Source organism: Pseudescherichia vulneris (assembly GCF_902164725.1).
In the GTDB taxonomy this organism is placed as follows: domain Bacteria; phylum Pseudomonadota; class Gammaproteobacteria; order Enterobacterales; family Enterobacteriaceae; genus Pseudescherichia; species Pseudescherichia vulneris.
This window is the reverse complement of sequence record NZ_LR607338.1, coordinates 2,860,679-2,877,997: the sequence shown is the minus strand read 5'-3', so window position 1 is coordinate 2,877,997 and position 17,319 is coordinate 2,860,679. Positions and strand designations below refer to the sequence as shown.

At 58.2% G+C, this 17,319-nt stretch carries 15 protein-coding genes, 1 tRNA gene and 1 riboswitch; of the genes, 8 read left to right on the top strand and 8 right to left on the bottom strand.

Going from position 1 to position 17,319, the window contains the following annotated elements; translation table 11 throughout:
* Positions 1–35: 35 nt before the first annotated feature.
* Positions 36–196: riboswitch (FMN riboswitch) on the bottom strand.
* Positions 197–330: 134 nt separating this feature from the next.
* Positions 331–663: a ubiquinone biosynthesis accessory factor UbiK gene (gene ubiK, locus FN633_RS12050; protein ID WP_042390303.1), complete on the top strand. Its 333-nt coding sequence runs from the start codon at positions 331–333 to the stop codon at positions 661–663.
* A 125-nt stretch (positions 664–788) separates the two neighbouring features.
* Here ubiK and hldE read toward each other — a convergent pair whose 3' ends face one another.
* Genes hldE through FN633_RS12035 form a run of 3 tightly spaced genes read right to left on the bottom strand, consistent with a single transcriptional unit; the run spans position 789 to position 6,434 of the window.
* Positions 789–2,213, bottom strand: a complete 1,425-nt coding sequence (gene hldE / locus FN633_RS12045) for a bifunctional D-glycero-beta-D-manno-heptose-7-phosphate kinase/D-glycero-beta-D-manno-heptose 1-phosphate adenylyltransferase HldE (protein WP_154057862.1) — start codon at positions 2,211–2,213, stop codon at positions 789–791.
* 45 nt (positions 2,214–2,258) lie between these two features.
* On the bottom strand, positions 2,259–5,111 hold the full coding sequence (gene glnE / locus FN633_RS12040) for a bifunctional [glutamate--ammonia ligase]-adenylyl-L-tyrosine phosphorylase/[glutamate--ammonia-ligase] adenylyltransferase (RefSeq protein ID WP_208674072.1): 2,853 nt from the start codon (positions 5,109–5,111) through the stop codon (positions 2,259–2,261).
* A gap of 21 nt (positions 5,112–5,132) precedes the next feature.
* Positions 5,133–6,434: a CYTH domain-containing protein gene (locus tag FN633_RS12035; protein ID WP_154057861.1), complete on the bottom strand. Its 1,302-nt coding sequence runs from the start codon at positions 6,432–6,434 to the stop codon at positions 5,133–5,135.
* 209 nt (positions 6,435–6,643) lie between these two features.
* On the opposite strand from FN633_RS12035, the gene FN633_RS12030 reads away from it, so the two are divergent.
* A complete protein-coding gene (locus tag FN633_RS12030) occupies positions 6,644–7,261 on the top strand; it encodes a TIGR04211 family SH3 domain-containing protein (protein ID WP_042390297.1) in 618 nt (205 codons plus the stop codon).
* 67 nt (positions 7,262–7,328) lie between these two features.
* A complete protein-coding gene (locus FN633_RS12025) occupies positions 7,329–8,570 on the top strand; it encodes a multifunctional CCA addition/repair protein (RefSeq protein WP_154057860.1) in 1,242 nt (413 codons plus the stop codon).
* 18 nt (positions 8,571–8,588) lie between these two features.
* Here the strand turns inward: FN633_RS12025 and bacA are convergent, their stop codons facing one another.
* Together bacA and folB are read right to left on the bottom strand one after the other, a co-directional pair.
* Positions 8,589–9,407, bottom strand: coding sequence for an undecaprenyl-diphosphate phosphatase (bacA, locus tag FN633_RS12020; protein WP_154057859.1), 819 nt, complete (start codon positions 9,405–9,407; stop codon positions 8,589–8,591).
* A gap of 107 nt (positions 9,408–9,514) precedes the next feature.
* On the bottom strand, positions 9,515–9,883 hold the full coding sequence (gene folB, locus FN633_RS12015) for a bifunctional dihydroneopterin aldolase/7,8-dihydroneopterin epimerase (RefSeq protein ID WP_154057858.1): 369 nt from the start codon (positions 9,881–9,883) through the stop codon (positions 9,515–9,517).
* A gap of 107 nt (positions 9,884–9,990) precedes the next feature.
* Between folB and plsY the strand changes: the two genes are divergently transcribed.
* On the top strand, positions 9,991–10,623 hold the full coding sequence (gene plsY / locus FN633_RS12010; protein ID WP_042390290.1) for a glycerol-3-phosphate 1-O-acyltransferase PlsY: 633 nt from the start codon (positions 9,991–9,993) through the stop codon (positions 10,621–10,623).
* A gap of 33 nt (positions 10,624–10,656) precedes the next feature.
* Here the strand turns inward: plsY and tsaD are convergent, their stop codons facing one another.
* A complete protein-coding gene (gene tsaD, locus FN633_RS12005) occupies positions 10,657–11,670 on the bottom strand; it encodes a tRNA (adenosine(37)-N6)-threonylcarbamoyltransferase complex transferase subunit TsaD (RefSeq protein ID WP_154057857.1) in 1,014 nt (337 codons plus the stop codon).
* Positions 11,671–11,910: 240 nt separating this feature from the next.
* Between tsaD and rpsU the strand changes: the two genes are divergently transcribed.
* From rpsU to rpoD, 3 genes are all read left to right on the top strand, one after another.
* Entirely contained in the window at positions 11,911–12,126 is a 216-nt protein-coding gene (gene rpsU, locus FN633_RS12000) for a 30S ribosomal protein S21 (RefSeq protein ID WP_001144069.1), read from the top strand.
* A 136-nt stretch (positions 12,127–12,262) separates the two neighbouring features.
* Positions 12,263–14,008, top strand: a complete 1,746-nt coding sequence (gene dnaG, locus FN633_RS11995; RefSeq protein ID WP_154057856.1) for a DNA primase — start codon at positions 12,263–12,265, stop codon at positions 14,006–14,008.
* A gap of 148 nt (positions 14,009–14,156) precedes the next feature.
* A complete protein-coding gene (gene rpoD / locus FN633_RS11990; protein WP_042390280.1) occupies positions 14,157–16,001 on the top strand; it encodes an RNA polymerase sigma factor RpoD in 1,845 nt (614 codons plus the stop codon).
* Positions 16,002–16,085: 84 nt separating this feature from the next.
* Here rpoD and mug read toward each other — a convergent pair whose 3' ends face one another.
* Positions 16,086–16,592 carry a G/U mismatch-specific DNA glycosylase gene (gene mug, locus FN633_RS11985; protein ID WP_154057855.1) on the bottom strand — a complete coding sequence of 169 codons (507 nt, stop codon included), beginning with the start codon at positions 16,590–16,592 and terminating at the stop codon, positions 16,086–16,088.
* 125 nt (positions 16,593–16,717) lie between these two features.
* On the opposite strand from mug, the gene FN633_RS11980 reads away from it, so the two are divergent.
* Positions 16,718–16,793, top strand: a tRNA-Ile gene (locus FN633_RS11980).
* A gap of 63 nt (positions 16,794–16,856) precedes the next feature.
* Here FN633_RS11980 and FN633_RS11975 read toward each other — a convergent pair.
* A partial coding sequence (locus FN633_RS11975; protein ID WP_208674069.1) for a DUF1493 family protein occupies positions 16,857–17,319 on the bottom strand: 463 nt, incomplete at its 5' end.

The following is a 17,319-nucleotide window of genomic DNA, read 5'->3' as shown; positions in this document are numbered from 1 at the left end:
AAAAATAACGTGAGCGGGCATAAACCCGACTGGATCGTTACTCTCTCCCATCCGGACTTTAACCGTCGGCCCCGGAATTACACCGGATCTGCTGACCTCCATGCAGGACGTGATACCGTGCGTGGAGCGCTCGCGGGCTTTCAGCGTAGGCTGATTTACCGCCGGTGGGGAATTTCGCCCCGCCCTGAGAATAAGCGGATTAACTATAACGCTATTGATTATCTCCGGCAATCCATTCACCGTAACAATTCTGCTTTCACGCAGCATAATCCACGTTACACTAAACCACGCTACACTAATGTTAATACTTACCAGTTCAGGGAAACGACTATGATTGACCCGAAAAAAATTGAACAGATCGCCCGCCAGGTTCATGAATCCATGCCAAAAGGCATTCGTGATTTCGGCGAGGATGTAGAGAAGAAGATCCGCCAGACGCTGCAATCCCAGCTGGCGCGACTCGACCTGGTGAGCCGTGAAGAGTTTGATGTCCAGACGCAGGTTCTGCTGCGCACTCGTGAGAAACTGACCGCGCTGGAGCAGCGGATCAGCGATCTGGAGAACCGCCCGGCTACCGCGTCGGCTGAACCGGCTCAGCCGCAGGATCTGCCGAGCGAAGTGAAACCCGCACCGGCTATTCCGCCGGTGGAGAATATTGACTGATCCTATAGTCGATATTGCCCGGTAGGTGCGGTGCACGTTGTAGGCCCGGTAAGCGTAGCGCCACCGGGCGTGACTGTGCTAATACTGCAACGCCGGGCGGCACTGCGTTTGCCCGGCCTACAGGATCAGTTTTTCTGGATCTTCTTGATGATGTTAGTGGTTGAGCAACCGTCTTCGAAGTTCAACACCTGCACGTCACCGCCGTTAGCCCATACCTCTTTGCTGCCCGCGATATCTTCCGGCTTGTAGTCCCCGCCTTTCACCAGCAGATCCGGCAGGATCCCGGCGATCAGGCGCTGCGGCGTATCCTCTTCGAACGAGACCACCCAGTCCACGGCCTCCAGCGCACCGAGCACGATCATGCGCTGCTCAAGCGGGTTAACCGGACGGGTCGGCCCTTTCAGACGGCTGGTAGAGGCATCGCTGTTCACCGCCACGATCAGGCGATCGCCGAGCTTGCGCGCGTTAGCCAGATAGGAGACGTGGCCCGCGTGTAGAATATCGAACACGCCGTTGGTCATCACCACCTTCTCGCCACGCTTGCGCGCTGCCGCCACCGCCTGCTTTAGCTCCTCTTCGTTCATCACGCCGAAGCCGGTCTCTGAACGTCCGCGTACAGCGTTCTCCAGTTCGATAGGCGAAACGGTTGAGGTGCCGAGCTTGCCGACCACCACGCCCGCCGCGGCGTTAGCAAAGTAGCAGGCCTCTTCCAGGGCGTTGCCCGCAGCCAGCGTTGCCGCCAGCACGCCAATCACCGTGTCGCCTGCGCCGGTCACGTCGTAGACTTCCTGCGCCTGGGTCGGCATATGCAGCGGCGCTTTGCCCGGCTGCAGCAGGGTCATGCCCTGTTCGGAGCGGGTGACCAGCAGCGCAGAGAGTTCGAAATCGGCGATCAGCTTCATGCCGCGCTCGACGATCTCAGCTTCGTTTTTACACTTCCCGGCCACCGCCTCGAACTCGGAGAGGTTCGGCGTCAGCAGGGTTGCGCCGCGATAGCGCTCGAAATCGTTGCCTTTTGGATCGATAAGCACCGGCACGTTGGCTTTGCGCGCCAGGGCGATCATCTGCTGGACGCTAGCCAGCGCGCCCTTGCCGTAGTCAGAGAGCACCAGCGCGCCGATGTTGCCCAGCGCCTGGCTAATGCGGTCGTGCAGCGGCTCGGGGTCAACGCCCTCAAAGCCCTCTTCAAAATCGAGACGGATCAGCTGCTGGTTGCGCGACAGCACGCGCAGCTTGGTAATCGTAGGATGGGTCGGAACGGAGACGAAGTCGCACTTCACGTTGACGTCGGCCAGCGTTTTGCTCAGCGCACGCGCGGCGTCATCGATGCCGGTCAGACCAACCAGGCGCGAGTGCGCGCCGAGAGAGGCAATGTTCATCGCCACGTTCGCCGCGCCGCCAGGCCGCTCTTCAACCGCATCGACCTTGACCACCGGTACAGGCGCTTCCGGTGAGATACGGCTGGTCGGGCCATACCAGTAGCGATCTAACATCACGTCACCGACGACCATCACCCCTGCACGTTCAAACTCTGGCAGCGTTACTTTCATTCCTGTCCCCTCGAAATGCAAAATTTGCGCGCGATAATATCATACTTAATTTTGCGCGCACGGTTTTAGCAGCCACTTCTGCCAGCTGGCGCTGACCTGTTCGCGCTCCTCGGCAAACTCGGTTTCCGGCACGTGGCCGGGCTGCTCCTGCAGCGCCAGATGATGCAGCGCGTCGCGCAGCGTGGTATAGGCGTGGGTTAATGCCCGAGCCTCCTGCTCATCCATAATATCGTTCTGCGCCAGCAGGTCGAGGATGCGCACGTTATCGGACCAGCGCGTGAGCTTTGGTTTGTGGTGTGCGTGACCCAGCACCAGATACTGGGCGATAAACTCAATGTCGGTAATGCCGCCCGCGTCGGCTTTGAGGTCGAAACGCTCCCGGTGCTTGTTGCCAAGATGGGCGCGCATCTTCTCGCGCATCTCGCGCACCTCGGTTTGCAGTTTCTCCCCGTCGCGAGGCGTCATCAGAATGGTGCGGCGGATCTCATCGAAGCGGGATTGAAGCTGCGGATCGCCATACACCACCCGGGCGCGAACCAGCGCCTGGTGCTCCCACGTCCACGCCTCGTTCTGCTGATAGTCCGCAAACGCATCGGCGGTGGTGACCAACATTCCCGCTGCGCCAGAGGGCCGCAGGCGGGCGTCCACCTCGTAGAGAATGCCCGACGAGGTGCGGGTGCTGAAGAGGTGCATGATGCGCTGGGCGAGGCGCAGGTAGAACTGGCGGCCATCGATCTCCCGCTCGCCGTCGGTCATCACGTCCGCCGGGCAGTCGTGGAGGAAGACCAGATCGAGATCGGAGCTATAACCCAGCTCCCAGCCACCGAGCTTGCCGTAGCCCACCACCGCAAAGCCGCGCCCCTCCCGATCGCGCAGGTGCTTTGGCTGACCAAAGCGCGCCACCATCTGGGTCCACGCCTGCTGGACTACCGCGTCGATCATCGCCTCTGCCAGCCAGGTTAAGTGATCGCTTACTTTCATCACCGGCAGCGTACCGGCAATATCCGCCGCCGCCACGCGCAGCAGCTGCGCCTGCTTGAACTGGCGCAGGGCCTCAAGCTGCTGCTCTTCGTCCTCCTCCGGCACGCGGAGCAGATACTGGCGCAGCTCGTCCCGGTAGGCGTCCATCGCCGTCGGCTGGTAGAGCGTATTGGGATCCAGCAGCTCATCCAGCAGCAGCGGATAGCGCGCCAGCTGGCTGGCGACCATTGGCGAAGCGGCACAGAGGGAAATCAGGTGCTTGAGCGCGCCGGGAAACTCGCTCAGCAGCTCAATATAGGTGGTGCGGGTGACAATCCCGGTCAGGAGCGGCATCAGACGCGCCAGCGGTACCGGCGCGTCTGCACGGGGGCAAACCTGGCTGAGCAGGTGCGGCATCAGGTGATCGAGCACCTGGCGACCGCGTGGGCCAATGGTCCTGCGCGTCAGCTCCCGGCGAAAATCGGCGATCAGCGCCACCACCCGAATACGATCGCCATCCGAAAGATGCGCCAGCACCGGGGTGGCGTCATCATCTTCCAGCGTGTCCTGCCACAGCTCGCGCCACTGCTCCGACAGCTGCTCGTCCTGGGTATCGGTATCGTCATCGCCAATCAGCTCGTTAAAGATGCGCCGCACGGCGGCCATGTGCTGATCCAGGGTGTCGCTGAGCGCCTGCCAGTCGGCGACGCCCATTCCCCAGGCCAGCCGGGCGCGGTTAAGCTCATCTCCCGGCAGGGTCTGGGTCTGTTCGTCGTTGATGCTTTGCAGCAGGTTCTCCAGCCGACGCAGCCAGAGGTAGGCGGCCCGCAGCGTGTCGGCATCCCCCGCCGGCAGAAGATGAAGCTGATCGATGGCGGTCAGCGTCGGCAGCAGCGAGCGCTGCTGGAGCGACGGCTCGCGCCCGCCACGGATCAGCTGAAAGACCTGAACGATAAACTCCACCTCGCGGATGCCGCCCGCCCCCAGCTTGATGTTGTCTTTTAATCCGCGTCGCCGCACTTCGCGGGCGATCATGCTCTTCATGTTGCGCAGCGATTGGATGACGCTGAAATCGATATAGCGACGGAAAACAAAGGGACGCAGCATGGCCCGCAGTTCGCTGGCGTAGACGCCGTCGTTGTCACCCATGATCCGCGCCTTGACCATCGCGTAGCGCTCCCAGTCGCGTCCCTGCTCCTGGTAATAATCCTCCAGCGCAGCAAAGCTCAGCACCAGCGGGCCGCTGTCGCCGAAGGGGCGCAGGCGCATATCCACCCGGTAGACAAAGCCGTCCTGGGTGGGCTGGTCTAGCACCTTGATCAGCCGCTGTCCGAGGCGAGTGAAGAACTGGGCGTTGTCCAGCTCGCGACGACCGCCGCGGGTTGCCCCGTTCTCCGGCCAGGAGAAGATAAGATCGATATCCGAAGAGAAATTCAGCTCGTTCCCCCCCAGCTTGCCCATGCCAAGGATCAGCAGCGGCTGCGGCGTACCGTCGGCGCTGCACGGCGTGCCCCACTCCCGACAGCAGGCGTCGTAGAGCCAGTCGCGGGCGCTGACGATCAGCGTCTCCGCCAGGGCGCTAAGCTGCTGGAGCGTGTTCTCTTCAGGCACTAGCCGCAGAGCCTGCGCCCAGGCGATACGCACCATGATGCGACGGCGGAACAGGCGCAGCTCACGCATCAGCGATGCTTCGTCACTGACCTCCGCCAGCGCCTCCTTGAGCCAGGCAGGATAGGCCAGCCACTCCTCCGCCTGCGGCGGCTCGCTCTCCAGCGCCGTCAGCCACTCCGGGTGCGCGGCAATGCTTGCCTGCACAAAGTCACTAAAAGTAAGCACTGACTTCGCCTCTGCGCTAAGCGTTGAGGCGGAGAGTGTATCCGGCAGACGTTCAACAAGCGTCTGCCAGTGCTGCTGAAGCGGCGAAGAGAGCGGCATCATGAGGGGGATCCTTTGCCTGAGTTAGCGTTTTCCGCTGTGCAGCCAGAACGGCTCCTGCACAATGGCTTCGTTACGGAAGTGTTCGATTTCAATGCGCTGGCGGGTTTTAATGGCGTGCTGCAAGCCCTGCCAGTTCTCCAGCCATGCTCTGGCGCGGACACCGTCGTAGTAGCCCGCCAGCAGCAGCATACTGTCGATATCGCGTGCCAGGCGCGGGAGCTGATCCTGGTATTTATCCATCAGCGGCTGGGCAAAGTTACGTTTTAGCTCGGCGGCATGCCGGGACAGGTTGATGTCAGCAAAACGCTTAAATGAGTCGTTGATTTTGGCCTGCGCTTTGTCATCAAGGAACGTGCGCCAGGCGCGCGTTACCAGCCATTCGGTCAGAGCCAGCTTCGCCGTGGCGATCTCCGGGCTGTACACCGCCGTGACGGCAGAAACTGCGGAGGTCAGGGTCGCCTCGGACTGGGTCAGCAGATCGCGTAAGCGAGCGCTCGCTTTTCGCGGCACAATGCCACCAAACAGCATCAGGGTGTGGCGCACCAGGGCGATAGCCGCCAGCGTCGCCGCCTGCGCGTTTTTATCCCCGCGCACCCACAGCTCTTCGTGGTACTGCCACTGGGAGAGCGCCAGCTCCAGCGCCGCCTCCAGCCCCTGCTCTACGCTCGCCTTCGGCGCGATGGTCAGGATCTCTGTTGCACGCAGCGGGCGCGGCGGGTTGCCTTTTGCCAGATGGTAGCCGCGAGCGGCCTTGCTCAGGCTGCCCTGGCGCAGACCGGTCTGGGTCACCAGCTGGCGCGCCAGCTTTAATACGTCCTCCGCCGCACCGCTCAGTAGCTCCAGCTCCAGTTCGCAGATCGGTTCAGCCAGCTCATCGGCCTTCACTTCCCCAAGATCCAGCGCAATCTCAATTCGGCTATCGCCAACGTTAACCAGCCACTTCTCACGATCGAAGTGGGTGCTGAACAGCGGGCTGACGCGTTCGGCAAGATCCGCTGGCAGGCCGCCCTCCGGCCACGCCTCGGCCGGGAAGCGGGTAAGATCCAGCTCCGGCTTGTCGATGGCAATGTTGTACTCCGGACGCTGATGCAGGCCGCCCACGGTGCGGCCAGCGGTTTTGATCGTCATCTCATAGCGATCCTGTGCGCCACGAATGCGCAGGCCCATATCATGGCTACGTAGCCAGTTGTCCGCCGTCTCGTAGTAGATATTGAGCAGGGTCGCAGGCGCAACGTGCTCATCCGTCAGAGTATGCAGATGGCTGCGCAGGGCATCCACGCGGGATGGGTCAACGATAAATTTCAGTTCGATCTCTTGAGTCATGGCCTTGTACTTATGGTTATGTCACATCAGTGAAATTTTCGGCGAACTTACGCCCTTGATGTTTGTCAGTAGATAGTATTTTGCGCCAAATTTCCACGGTGCGGATCGTTTACGACCCAGATGATTCTGATTGATACCGAATCCTTTGCGTCGTCAGACTGATGCCACTACTATCGTTCCACTTTTTTTATGACAACAAATGACTGCTAATGCCTAAATTACGCCTGACTGGACTGTTTTTACTTGTATGCGTTTCTGCCGTGGCCCATGCCGAAGAAAAGCGTTACGTTTCGGATGAACTGAATACCTGGGTTCGTAGCGGCCCGGGGGATCACTATCGCCTCGTGGGTACGGTTAACGCGGGTGAAGAGGTTGCACTGCTGCAAACCAACGGGGACTCAAACTACGGTCAGGTGCGTGACAGCAGCGGTCGTACCGCCTGGATCCCGTTGAAGGAGCTGAGCAGCGAGCCAAGCCTGCGTACCCGCGTGCCGGATCTGGAGAACCAGGTTAAGACCCTGACCGATAAGCTCACTAATATCGACAATACCTGGAACCAGCGTACCGCTGACATGCAGCAGAAGGTTGCTCAGAGCGACAGCGTGATCAACGGCCTGAAAGAAGAGAACCAGCAGCTTAAAAATCAGCTGATTGTCGCGCAGAAGAAAGTCAGTGCCGCCAACCTGCAGCTGGACGATAAGCAGCGCACCATCATCATGCAGTGGTTTATGTACGGCGGCGGCGTGCTCGGCGCAGGGCTGTTCTTAGGCCTGGTGCTGCCGCACATCATCCCTAGCCGCAAGCGTAAAGACCGCTGGATGAGCTGAACCGGATTAGCCATTTTCTCTACACTTAACGTATCATCAGTTAAAAGTATGTTAGGAGAGTGGCGTAGTGAAGAGTTATCTGGTCGGTGGTGCTGTTCGGGATGCGTTGTTAGGGCTACCGGTTAAAGATAAAGACTGGGTGGTTGTGGGTGCGACCCCGCAGGAGATGCTGGATGCAGGCTACCAGCAGGTAGGCCGCGATTTCCCGGTGTTCCTCCACCCAAAAAGCCGGGAGGAGTACGCCCTGGCGCGTACCGAACGGAAATCCGGCTTTGGCTACACCGGCTTCTCCTGCTATGCCGCGCCCGACGTCACCCTGGAGCAGGATCTGCTTCGCCGCGATCTGACCGTTAACGCCCTGGCCCAGGACGCGGACGGTCAAATTATCGATCCCTATCATGGCCTGGCGGATCTCAAGAGCCGCACCCTGCGCCATGTCTCTCCCGCCTTTGGGGAAGATCCCCTCCGCGTGCTGCGCGTGGCGCGCTTTGCCGCCCGCTATGCCCATCTCAGCTTCCGTATTGCCGACGAAACCATGGCGCTGATGCGCGAGATGACCGCCGCCGGTGAGCTGGAACACCTGACGCCGGAGCGCGTCTGGAAAGAGACGGAGAATGCCCTCGTCAGCCGTAATCCGCAGGTCTACTTTATGACGCTGCGCGAGTGCGGCGCGCTGAAAGTGCTGTTCCCCGAGCTCGATGTTCTGTTTGGCATCCCTGCCCCGGCGAAATGGCATCCTGAGATCGATACCGGTATCCACGTGCTGATGACGGTGTCGATGGCGGCAATGCTTAGCCCGGATATCGACGTTCGCTTCGCCACGCTGTGCCACGATCTCGGCAAGGGCCTGACCCCACCGGAACTCTGGCCACGCCACCACGGACACGGCCTGGCAGGCGTTAAACTCGTCGCTAACCTATGCGAACGCCTGCGCGTGCCTAACGACCTGCGCGATCTGGCCAAGCTGGTGGCGGAGTATCACGATCTGATCCACACCTTCCCGATCCTGAAACCGCAGACCATTGTGAAGCTGTTCGATGCTATCGACGCCTGGCGTAAGCCGCAACGTGTAGAGCAGATTGCCCTGACTAGCGAAGCCGACGTGCGCGGCCGCACCCATTTCGAAGCCAAAGACTATCCGCAGGGACGACTGCTGCGTGAGGCGTGGGAGGTGGCGAAGGCGGTGTCGACGAAAGAGGTGGTCGCTGCAGGCTTTAAGGGAGCAGAGATCCGCGAGGAGCTGACCCAGCGGCGAATTGACGCGGTAGCGAAGTGGAAAGCAGCACGCTGCCCTCAGCCACAGGCGTGAGGGCAGCCGCCTTAACGCTTAAAAGAAGACGACGTAGACCGCCGCCGCCACAATAAAGCGGTAGATAGCGAACGGAATAAACGAAATACGTTTAATCAGCTGCAGGAAGGTTTTGATCGCCACCAGCGCCACGATGAAGGCAGTGATAAAGCCTACGGCAAACATCGGGAAATCGGCAGTCGTCAGGAAGTGGTAGCTTTTATAGAGATCCAGCGCGGTTGCGCCCATCATCATCGGCACGGCCAGCAGGAACGAGAACTCTGATGCCGCATAGCGGCTCACGCCCATCAGCATCCCACCGGAGATGGTCGCCCCGGAGCGGGAGAAGCCCGGCCACAGCGCCAGACACTGGAAGCAGCCGATCATAAAGGCCTGACGATAGGTCATATCATCCAAACCCGGCGCGCGCGGGATCTTCGGCTTCAGGCACTCAGCGGCAATCAGTAGGAAGCCCCCAACTACCAGGGCGTACATGACGTTGACGGGGTTGAACAGGCTCTTGATCGTGTCATGGAAAACCAGGCCCAGCACCACCGCCGGGATCATCCCCAGCAGGATATGGATCAGCGTCAAGCGCCCTTTGCCTTCACCCTCGTGCGGCGGATGACCAAAGTGGATGCCGATCAGGCCAAACAGGCGACGCCAGAACATCACCACTACCGCCAGAATCGAGCCCAGCTGGATCACTACCTCAAAGGTTTTGGCCGTATCACCTTCGAACCCCAGCAGGTGGCCGACGATGATCATGTGACCAGTACTGGAGACCGGTAAAAACTCAGTTAACCCTTCGACGACGCCCAGAATGGCCGCCACCAGAAGGGTGTGCATATCACTCATCACTTAAACCCCTAAAAGACATAAAAAAACGGCTTCTACATCCGCAAGCCGTGAAAAGGCACGCAGGTAAGACCCATATAGTGCCGTTTGGTTTAATAATTATAAATTTAAATGTTTTCTTTCAGACTATTGCCACGCTCAATAATAACGCCAACGTTTGCCGCCCGGGCCACCGCCCCCGGCTTGCTCACTTTGATACGCAGCCAGGGTGAGTTGAACCGGCTTAGCAGCAGATCCGCCACCTCTTCCGCCACCCGCTCCACCAGCGCAAAACGCTGCCCTTCCACGTGGCCTACTACCGCATCGGCAATGTCGGCATAGCTCAGGCAGTCGTTCACATCATCGCTTTTCGCTGCCGCCCGGTTGTCCCACGCCATTTCGATATCGAACACCAGCTTCTGCTCGATCGTCTGCTCCCAGTCGTAAACACCGATCGTGGTGATTACCGAAAGTTGCTCTATAAATACAATGTCCATCACGCACCGCCTGCTTTTTGGCTAACCTGGATACCACTTTCAAAAAATTATGCGTATTATCCACGGATGCTGAGAATAAAACGACATTTTCAAAACGGAACAGCGTTATGAGTGCAATCGCGCCTGGAATGATCCTCCTCGCGTACCTTTGCGGCTCAATCTCCAGCGCCATTCTGGTCTGCCGCATCGCGGGTCTGCCCGATCCTCGCGAGAGTGGCTCCGGCAACCCCGGAGCGACCAACGTCCTGCGAATTGGCGGCAAGGGTGCAGCCGTAGCGGTACTGATTTTTGACGTGCTAAAAGGCATGCTGCCGGTGTGGGGTGCTTACGCGCTGGGCGTCACGCCGTTCTGGCTGGGGCTGATTGCTATCGCCGCCTGCCTGGGCCACATCTGGCCGGTATTCTTTGGTTTTAAAGGCGGCAAAGGCGTTGCCACCGCGTTTGGCGCGATTGCGCCGATTGGCTGGGATCTTACCGGGGTGATGGCCGGGACCTGGCTGCTGACTATTCTCCTGAGCGGTTATTCGTCGCTGGGGGCAATTATCAGCGCGCTGATCGCCCCGTTCTACGTCTGGTGGTTCAAACCGCAGTTTACCTTCCCGGTCTCCATGCTCTCCTGCCTGATCCTGCTCCGTCATCACGATAATATTCAACGCCTGTGGCGTCATCAGGAAACCAAAATCTGGACCAAGCTGAAGAAAAAGCGCGAGAAAGATAAAGAAGTAAAAGACGAAGAGTAGGCCCGGCAGGCAGTCCGCCGGGCGCAAAGGCCATTATGCCGCAGGCAGTTCCGCCAGCGGCCAGCGCGGACGCACGGTCACGCTGAGATCCGCCAGGCTACCCGCTTTCAAACGCACCATACCCGCGTAGGCGATCATCGCCCCGTTATCGGTACAGAACTCCGGACGCGCATAGAACACTTCACCCCGACGCTTCTGCATCATCTCTGCCAGCTTCGTCCGCAACGTGCGGTTGGCGCTGACGCCGCCCGCCATCACCAGGCGCGTAAAGCCGGTCTGATCCAGCGCACGCTTGCACTTGATCATCAGAGTATCCACCACCGCATCCTCAAAGGCGCGGGCGATATCCGCTCGGGTCTGGTCGTCATTGCCGTTGTTACGAATGGTGTTAGCGGCAAAGGTCTTGAGGCCGGAGAAGCTGAAGTCCAGCCCTGGACGATCGGTCATTGGACGCGGGAAGACAAAGCGCCCTTCCGTGCCGTCGGCCGCCATCTTCGACAGCATTGGCCCGCCGGGATAGTCCAGCCCCAGCAGCTTTGCCGTCTTATCGAAAGCTTCGCCCGCAGCATCGTCAATGGATTCGCCTAACAGTTCGTACTGGCCGATCCCGGTCACGCCGATCAGTTGGGTATGGCCGCCGGAGACCAGCAGCGCCACAAAAGGAAACTCGGGCGGATTCTCTTCCAGCATGGGTGCCAGCAGGTGGCCCTCCATGTGGTGAACCGCGATGGCCGGCACGTTCCAGGCGAAGGCCAGCGAGCGCCCTACCGTGGCCCCGACCAGCAGCGCACCGACCAGGCCTGGGCCTGCGGTGTAGGCGACGGCGTCGATATCGCTGGCGGCCAGATTCGCCTCTTTCAGCGCGGCCTGGATCAGCGGCACGGTTTTGCGCACGTGATCGCGGGAGGCCAGCTCCGGCACCACGCCGCCGTAGTCAGCGTGCAGTTTCACCTGACTATACAATTGGTTGGCTAAAAGCCCGTTTTCATCGTCGTAGATGGCGATGCCGGTTTCATCGCAGGATGTTTCAATTCCCAGTACACGCATGGCTATTCTTTACCTCTTTGCAATACCGCGCAGTGTAGGGTCCTCGGCGGTGGTTGTAAAACTATTGTTCAACCCAGGCGCAGAGGTCGTGTATACTCCCCCTCCTTATGAGAGCGCCCTTGTAAAAAGGGCTGCGGTGCTTTACAAAGCAGCAGCATTTGCAGTAAAATTCCGCACCATTTTGAAATAAGCTGGCGTTGATGCCAGCGGCAAACCGAATTAATCAAAGGTGAGAGGCACATGCCGGTAATTAAAGTACGTGAAAACGAGCCGTTCGACGTAGCTCTGCGTCGCTTCAAGCGTTCCTGTGAGAAAGCAGGTGTTCTGGCGGAAGTTCGTCGTCGTGAGTTCTATGAAAAACCGACTACCGAACGTAAACGCGCCAAAGCTTCTGCTGTGAAACGTCACGCGAAGAAACTGGCTCGCGAAAACGCACGCCGTACTCGTCTGTACTAATTAGCTGAGGGTGTTGACCCTCAGTTTACAGGCAGAGTTGTAGTTGTAAGGCCGTGCTTCCGAAAGGAATGCGCGGCTTATTTTCGTTTATAATCTGACATACCTTAACGCATCACGCTAAAGGTAGACGGGGCCTATGGCTGGACGAATCCCACGAGTCTTTATTAATGACCTGCTGGCACGCACCGACATCATCGATCTTATCGATGCGCGGGTGAAGCTAAAAAAGCAGGGCAAGAATTATCACGCGTGCTGTCCGTTCCATAACGAAAAAACCCCCTCTTTCACCGTAAACGGTGAGAAACAGTTTTACCACTGCTTCGGCTGCGGCGCCCACGGCAACGCTATCGACTTTCTGATGAACTACGACAAGCTCGAGTTCGTTGAGACGGTTGAAGAGCTGGCGGCGATGCACAACCTCGACGTGCCGTATGAAGCGGGCAATGGCCCAAGCCAGATCGAGCGCCACCAGCGGCAGACGCTCTACCAGTTGATGGACGGCCTAAGCGCTTTTTATCAGCAATCTCTGAACCAGCCAGCGGCTGAACCTGCGCGCCAGTATCTGGCCCAACGCGGCTTAAGCAGCGAGGTGATTTCACGCTTCGCCATTGGTTATGCCCCACCCGGCTGGGACAACGTTTTAAAACGCTTTGGCGGCAACGGTGAGGATCGCCAGTCGCTGACCGACGCGGGCATGTTAGTCACTAACGATCGCGGGCGTGCCTACGATCGCTTCCGCGAACGCGTGATGTTCCCAATCCGCGACAAACGTGGCCGGGTGATTGGTTTTGGTGGTCGGGTCATGGGTGATGCCATGCCGAAATACCTTAACTCCCCGGAAACCGATATTTTCCATAAGGGCCGCCAGCTGTATGGCCTTTATGAAGCGCAGCAGGATAACGCCGAGCCGCCGCGTCTGCTGGTGGTTGAAGGCTATATGGACGTGGTCGCGCTGGCGCAGTACGACATTAACTATGCCGTCGCCTCGCTGGGCACCTCTACCACCGCCGAGCATATTCAGCTGCTGTTCCGCGTGACCAATAGCGTGATCTGCTGCTACGACGGCGACCGTGCAGGCCGCGAAGCCGCATGGCGCGCATTAGAAACGGCATTGCCGTACATGACCGACGGACGTCAGCTACGCTTTATGTTCCTGCCCGACGGTGAAGATCCGGATACGCTAGTGCGTAAAGAGGGCAAGGCGGCGTTTGAAGCGCGGATGGAGCAGGCTCAGCCGCTCTCCACGTTTCTGTTTAACAGCCTGATGCCGCAGGTGGATTTGAGCACGCCGGATGGCCGCGCGCAGCTGAGTACCCTGGCGCTGCCGCTGATAGGCCAGGTCCCAGGTGAGACGCTACGCATCTACCTGCGACAGGAGCTGGGTAATAAATTAGGCATTCTTGACGATAACCAACTTGAACGTTTAATGCCTAAACAGTCCGAAAATGGCCAGCCGCGCCCGGCACCGCAGCTAAAACGCACGACCATGCGTATACTAATAGGATTACTAGTGCAAAATCCTGAGCTGGCCCCGCTGGTCCCACCGTTGGACGGTCTGGATCCGGCCAAGCTGCCAGGACTTAGCTTATTCGTTCAGTTGGTCAACACCTGTCTGTCACAGCCAGGCCTGACCACCGGACAGCTTTTAGAGCAGTATCGCGGCACAAATGAGGCCGCGACCCTTGAAAAGCTCTCCATGTGGGACGATATAGCAGATAAGGACATCGCAGAAAAGACCTTTACCGATGCGTTGAACCATATGTTCGACACGGTGCTTGAGCTACGGCTCTCTGAATTGATCGCCCGCTCGCGGACCCACGGGTTAACGCCAGCAGAGCGCGAAGAGGTGCGTGTGATTAACGAAGCACGCGCCCGGAAGTGATTTAACGGCTTAAGTGCCGAATATCGATCGGGTAGATCCCGACAGCCGCCATGAGGGCAGCGGCAAAAATATAAGCACGCCCTCGCTTTAAAGGTTGGCAGCAGCACCGCCGACACCAAATAAACGAATTAAGTGTGGATACCGTCTTATGGAGCAAAACCCGCAGTCACAGCTGAAACTTCTTGTCCAACGTGGTAAGGAGCAAGGCTATTTGACCTATGCCGAGGTCAATGACCATCTGCCGGAAGATATCGTCGACTCCGACCAGATCGAAGACATCATCCAAATGATCAACGACATGGGCATTCAGGTGATGGAAGAAGCACCTGATGCCGACGATCTGCTGCTCGCTGAAAACTCAAATAACACGGATGAAGATGCGGAAGAAGCAGCGGCTCAGGTTCTGTCGAGTGTTGAATCTGAAATCGGGCGCACCACTGACCCGGTTCGTATGTACATGCGCGAAATGGGTACAGTTGAACTGCTGACCCGTGAAGGCGAAATCGACATCGCAAAACGCATTGAAGATGGTATTAACCAGGTTCAGTGCTCCGTTGCCGAATACCCGGAAGCGATCACCTACCTGCTGGAGCAGTACGACCGCGTTGAAGCGGAAGAAGCGCGCCTGTCTGACCTGATCACTGGCTTTGTCGATCCGAACGCGGAAGAAGATTTGGCCCCAACCGCGACGCACGTTGGCTCCGAGCTCTCCCAAGAAGAGCTGGATGACGACGAAGACGAAGACGAAGAAGAAGATGACGACAGCAGCGACGACGATAACAGCATCGATCCGGAGCTGGCTCGTGAGAAGTTTGGCGAACTGCGTGCCCAGTACGAAGTTACCCGGGACACCATCAAAGCGAAAGGCCGCAGCCATGCCGCCGCTCAGGAAGAGATCCTCAAGCTCTCCGAGGTGTTCAAGCAGTTCCGTCTGGTGCCGAAGCAGTTCGACTACCTGGTAAACAGCATGCGCGTCATGATGGACCGCGTGCGTACCCAGGAGCGCATCATCATGAAGATGTGCGTTGAGCAGTGCAAAATGCCGAAGAAGAACTTCATCACCCTCTTCACCGGTAACGAAACCAGCGAGACCTGGTTCAATGCCGCGCTGGCGATGAACAAGCCGTGGTCTGAGAAGCTGCAGGATGTGGCTGAAGACGTGCACCGTGGCCTGCAGAAGCTGCAGCAGATTGAAGAAGAGACCGGCCTGACCATCGAACAGGTTAAGGACATCAACCGTCGCATGTCTATCGGCGAAGCGAAAGCCCGCCGTGCGAAGAAAGAGATGGTGGAAGCGAACCTGCGTCTGGTTATCTCTATCGCTAAGAAGTACACCAACCGTGGCCTGCAGTTCCTCGACCTGATTCAGGAAGGTAACATCGGCCTGATGAAAGCGGTTGATAAGTTTGAATACCGTCGTGGCTATAAGTTCTCGACCTATGCAACCTGGTGGATCCGTCAGGCCATTACCCGCTCTATCGCCGACCAGGCCCGTACCATCCGTATCCCGGTGCATATGATTGAGACCATCAACAAGCTCAACCGTATCTCCCGTCAGATGCTGCAGGAGATGGGCCGCGAGCCGACGCCGGAAGAGCTGGCCGAGCGTATGCTGATGCCGGAAGATAAGATCCGCAAGGTGCTGAAAATCGCTAAGGAGCCGATCTCTATGGAGACGCCGATTGGTGATGACGAAGATTCGCATCTGGGTGATTTCATCGAGGATACTACCCTCGAGCTGCCGCTGGACTCTGCGACCACTGAGAGCCTGCGCGCTGCCACGCACGACGTGCTGGCTGGCCTGACCGCCCGTGAAGCGAAAGTGCTGCGTATGCGTTTTGGTATCGATATGAACACTGACCACACTCTGGAAGAGGTGGGTAAGCAGTTCGACGTTACTCGTGAGCGTATCCGTCAGATCGAAGCGAAAGCGCTGCGTAAGCTGCGCCACCCGAGCCGCTCTGAAGTGCTGCGTAGCTTCCTCGACGATTAATCGTTACCGCTAAAAGAAAAGCCCTCTTCGGAGGGCTTTTTTATTGGTTGTCATTTACGCCGGGTGGCGCTGCGCTGACCCGGCCTACAATCCCCTTGCTACTAATGCCTGGTCTAACTCCCGGTAAGCCTCTACCAGCTTCTCCAGCGTTGCACGGTTTAACCCGCTGGGGTTCGGCAGCACCCACACCTCGGTAGCCCCGATGGTAATCTTCTGTTTCCCCCATGCCACGCCGCGCTGGCTAAACGCCTGCTCGTAGGCCTGCTTGCCGAGGATCGCCAGCGCGTCCGGCTGGTAGTCCTCAATTTTCTTGACTAGGTCCCGTCCGCCCGTACGCAGCTCGTGCAGCTCCACTTCGCTGGCCTGCACCGTTGGGCGCTCCACCAGCATGGTGATGCCGCAGCGCGTATCCAGCAGCCGCTGCTCCTCTTCCGGCTTCAGCTGCTGCTCCGTGAAGCCCGCCTGGTAGATCACCTTCCAGAAGCGGTTACCGGGGTGCGCGAAGTGAAAACCCGTGTGTGCCGAGGATTTGCCTGGATTGATGCCGCAAAACACCACCCGCAGGCCCGGCGCGAGAATATCGTTTATCATCATTGCTCCAGGTGAGTTGACTAAAATGTAGGTATAACGGGTTGATTATAGGTTGTTTATAAAAGCACCATGCACACCCGAATGACTGGATTGCAGCCACCAGTTACATTATAATCCCTCGCCACGGCCCCTTAGCTCAGTGGTTAGAGCAGGCGACTCATAATCGCTTGGTCGCTGGTTCAAACCCAGCAGGGGCCACCAGATACAGCAAGGGCTGGAGAGAAATCTCCAGCCCTTTTGTTTTTTTGGGGATACTCCCACCAGCTAATCGTAAAGCCATCGTCCAGCCCTCTCTGACTCAATAAGCATTCTTACGGTCAGCGGAACTGGCAGGGTACGATCTGTTTTCAGCTTTGCCGGCAAAAGAAAATCAGGCAAGAAAGGAATACGGACTGGAGGGTAATACTTCAGCCAGTCAATACTGCTGCAATCCACTCCATACCGTTCAGAAAAGCGCTCCATCATTGCAAAAACATCTTCGAAAACAGTCATCGAATCTCCGGATGTAAGGGAGTCATCAATCCCAAGCCTGTTTGCCGAAAGTTCATCCCTAACGAACTGTAAAAATTCTGACTCTTTATCGCCATTCATACCCGATGCTCCGGTTTTACGATAAGATTGAAACGCCATATGCTGTTCCGAGGGATCATAATCAAGTCGTATGCAGCGATAATCCCCCATGAATACAGTTGCATCTGGGTCACCCGATCCTTGCCAGCACTGGCAC

Coding starts and splice junctions, on each gene's coding strand:
- mug (WP_154057855.1), bottom strand. CDS start 16,592: ATGATAAACGATATTCTCGCGCCGGGCCTGCGGGTGGTGTTTTGCGGC.
- folB (WP_154057858.1), bottom strand. CDS start 9,883: ATGGACATTGTATTTATAGAGCAACTTTCGGTAATCACCACGATCGGT.
- rpoD (WP_042390280.1), top strand. CDS start 14,157: ATGGAGCAAAACCCGCAGTCACAGCTGAAACTTCTTGTCCAACGTGGT.
- hldE (WP_154057862.1), bottom strand. CDS start 2,213: ATGAAAGTAACGCTGCCAGAGTTTGAACGTGCAGGGGTGATGGTCGTC.
- tsaD (WP_154057857.1), bottom strand. CDS start 11,670: ATGCGTGTACTGGGAATTGAAACATCCTGCGATGAAACCGGCATCGCC.
- ubiK (WP_042390303.1), top strand. CDS start 331: ATGATTGACCCGAAAAAAATTGAACAGATCGCCCGCCAGGTTCATGAA.
- glnE (WP_208674072.1), bottom strand. CDS start 5,111: ATGATGCCGCTCTCTTCGCCGCTTCAGCAGCACTGGCAGACGCTTGTT.
- dnaG (WP_154057856.1), top strand. CDS start 12,263: ATGGCTGGACGAATCCCACGAGTCTTTATTAATGACCTGCTGGCACGC.
- plsY (WP_042390290.1), top strand. CDS start 9,991: ATGAGTGCAATCGCGCCTGGAATGATCCTCCTCGCGTACCTTTGCGGC.
- bacA (WP_154057859.1), bottom strand. CDS start 9,407: ATGAGTGATATGCACACCCTTCTGGTGGCGGCCATTCTGGGCGTCGTC.
- FN633_RS12035 (WP_154057861.1), bottom strand. CDS start 6,434: ATGACTCAAGAGATCGAACTGAAATTTATCGTTGACCCATCCCGCGTG.
- rpsU (WP_001144069.1), top strand. CDS start 11,911: ATGCCGGTAATTAAAGTACGTGAAAACGAGCCGTTCGACGTAGCTCTG.
- FN633_RS12030 (WP_042390297.1), top strand. CDS start 6,644: ATGCCTAAATTACGCCTGACTGGACTGTTTTTACTTGTATGCGTTTCT.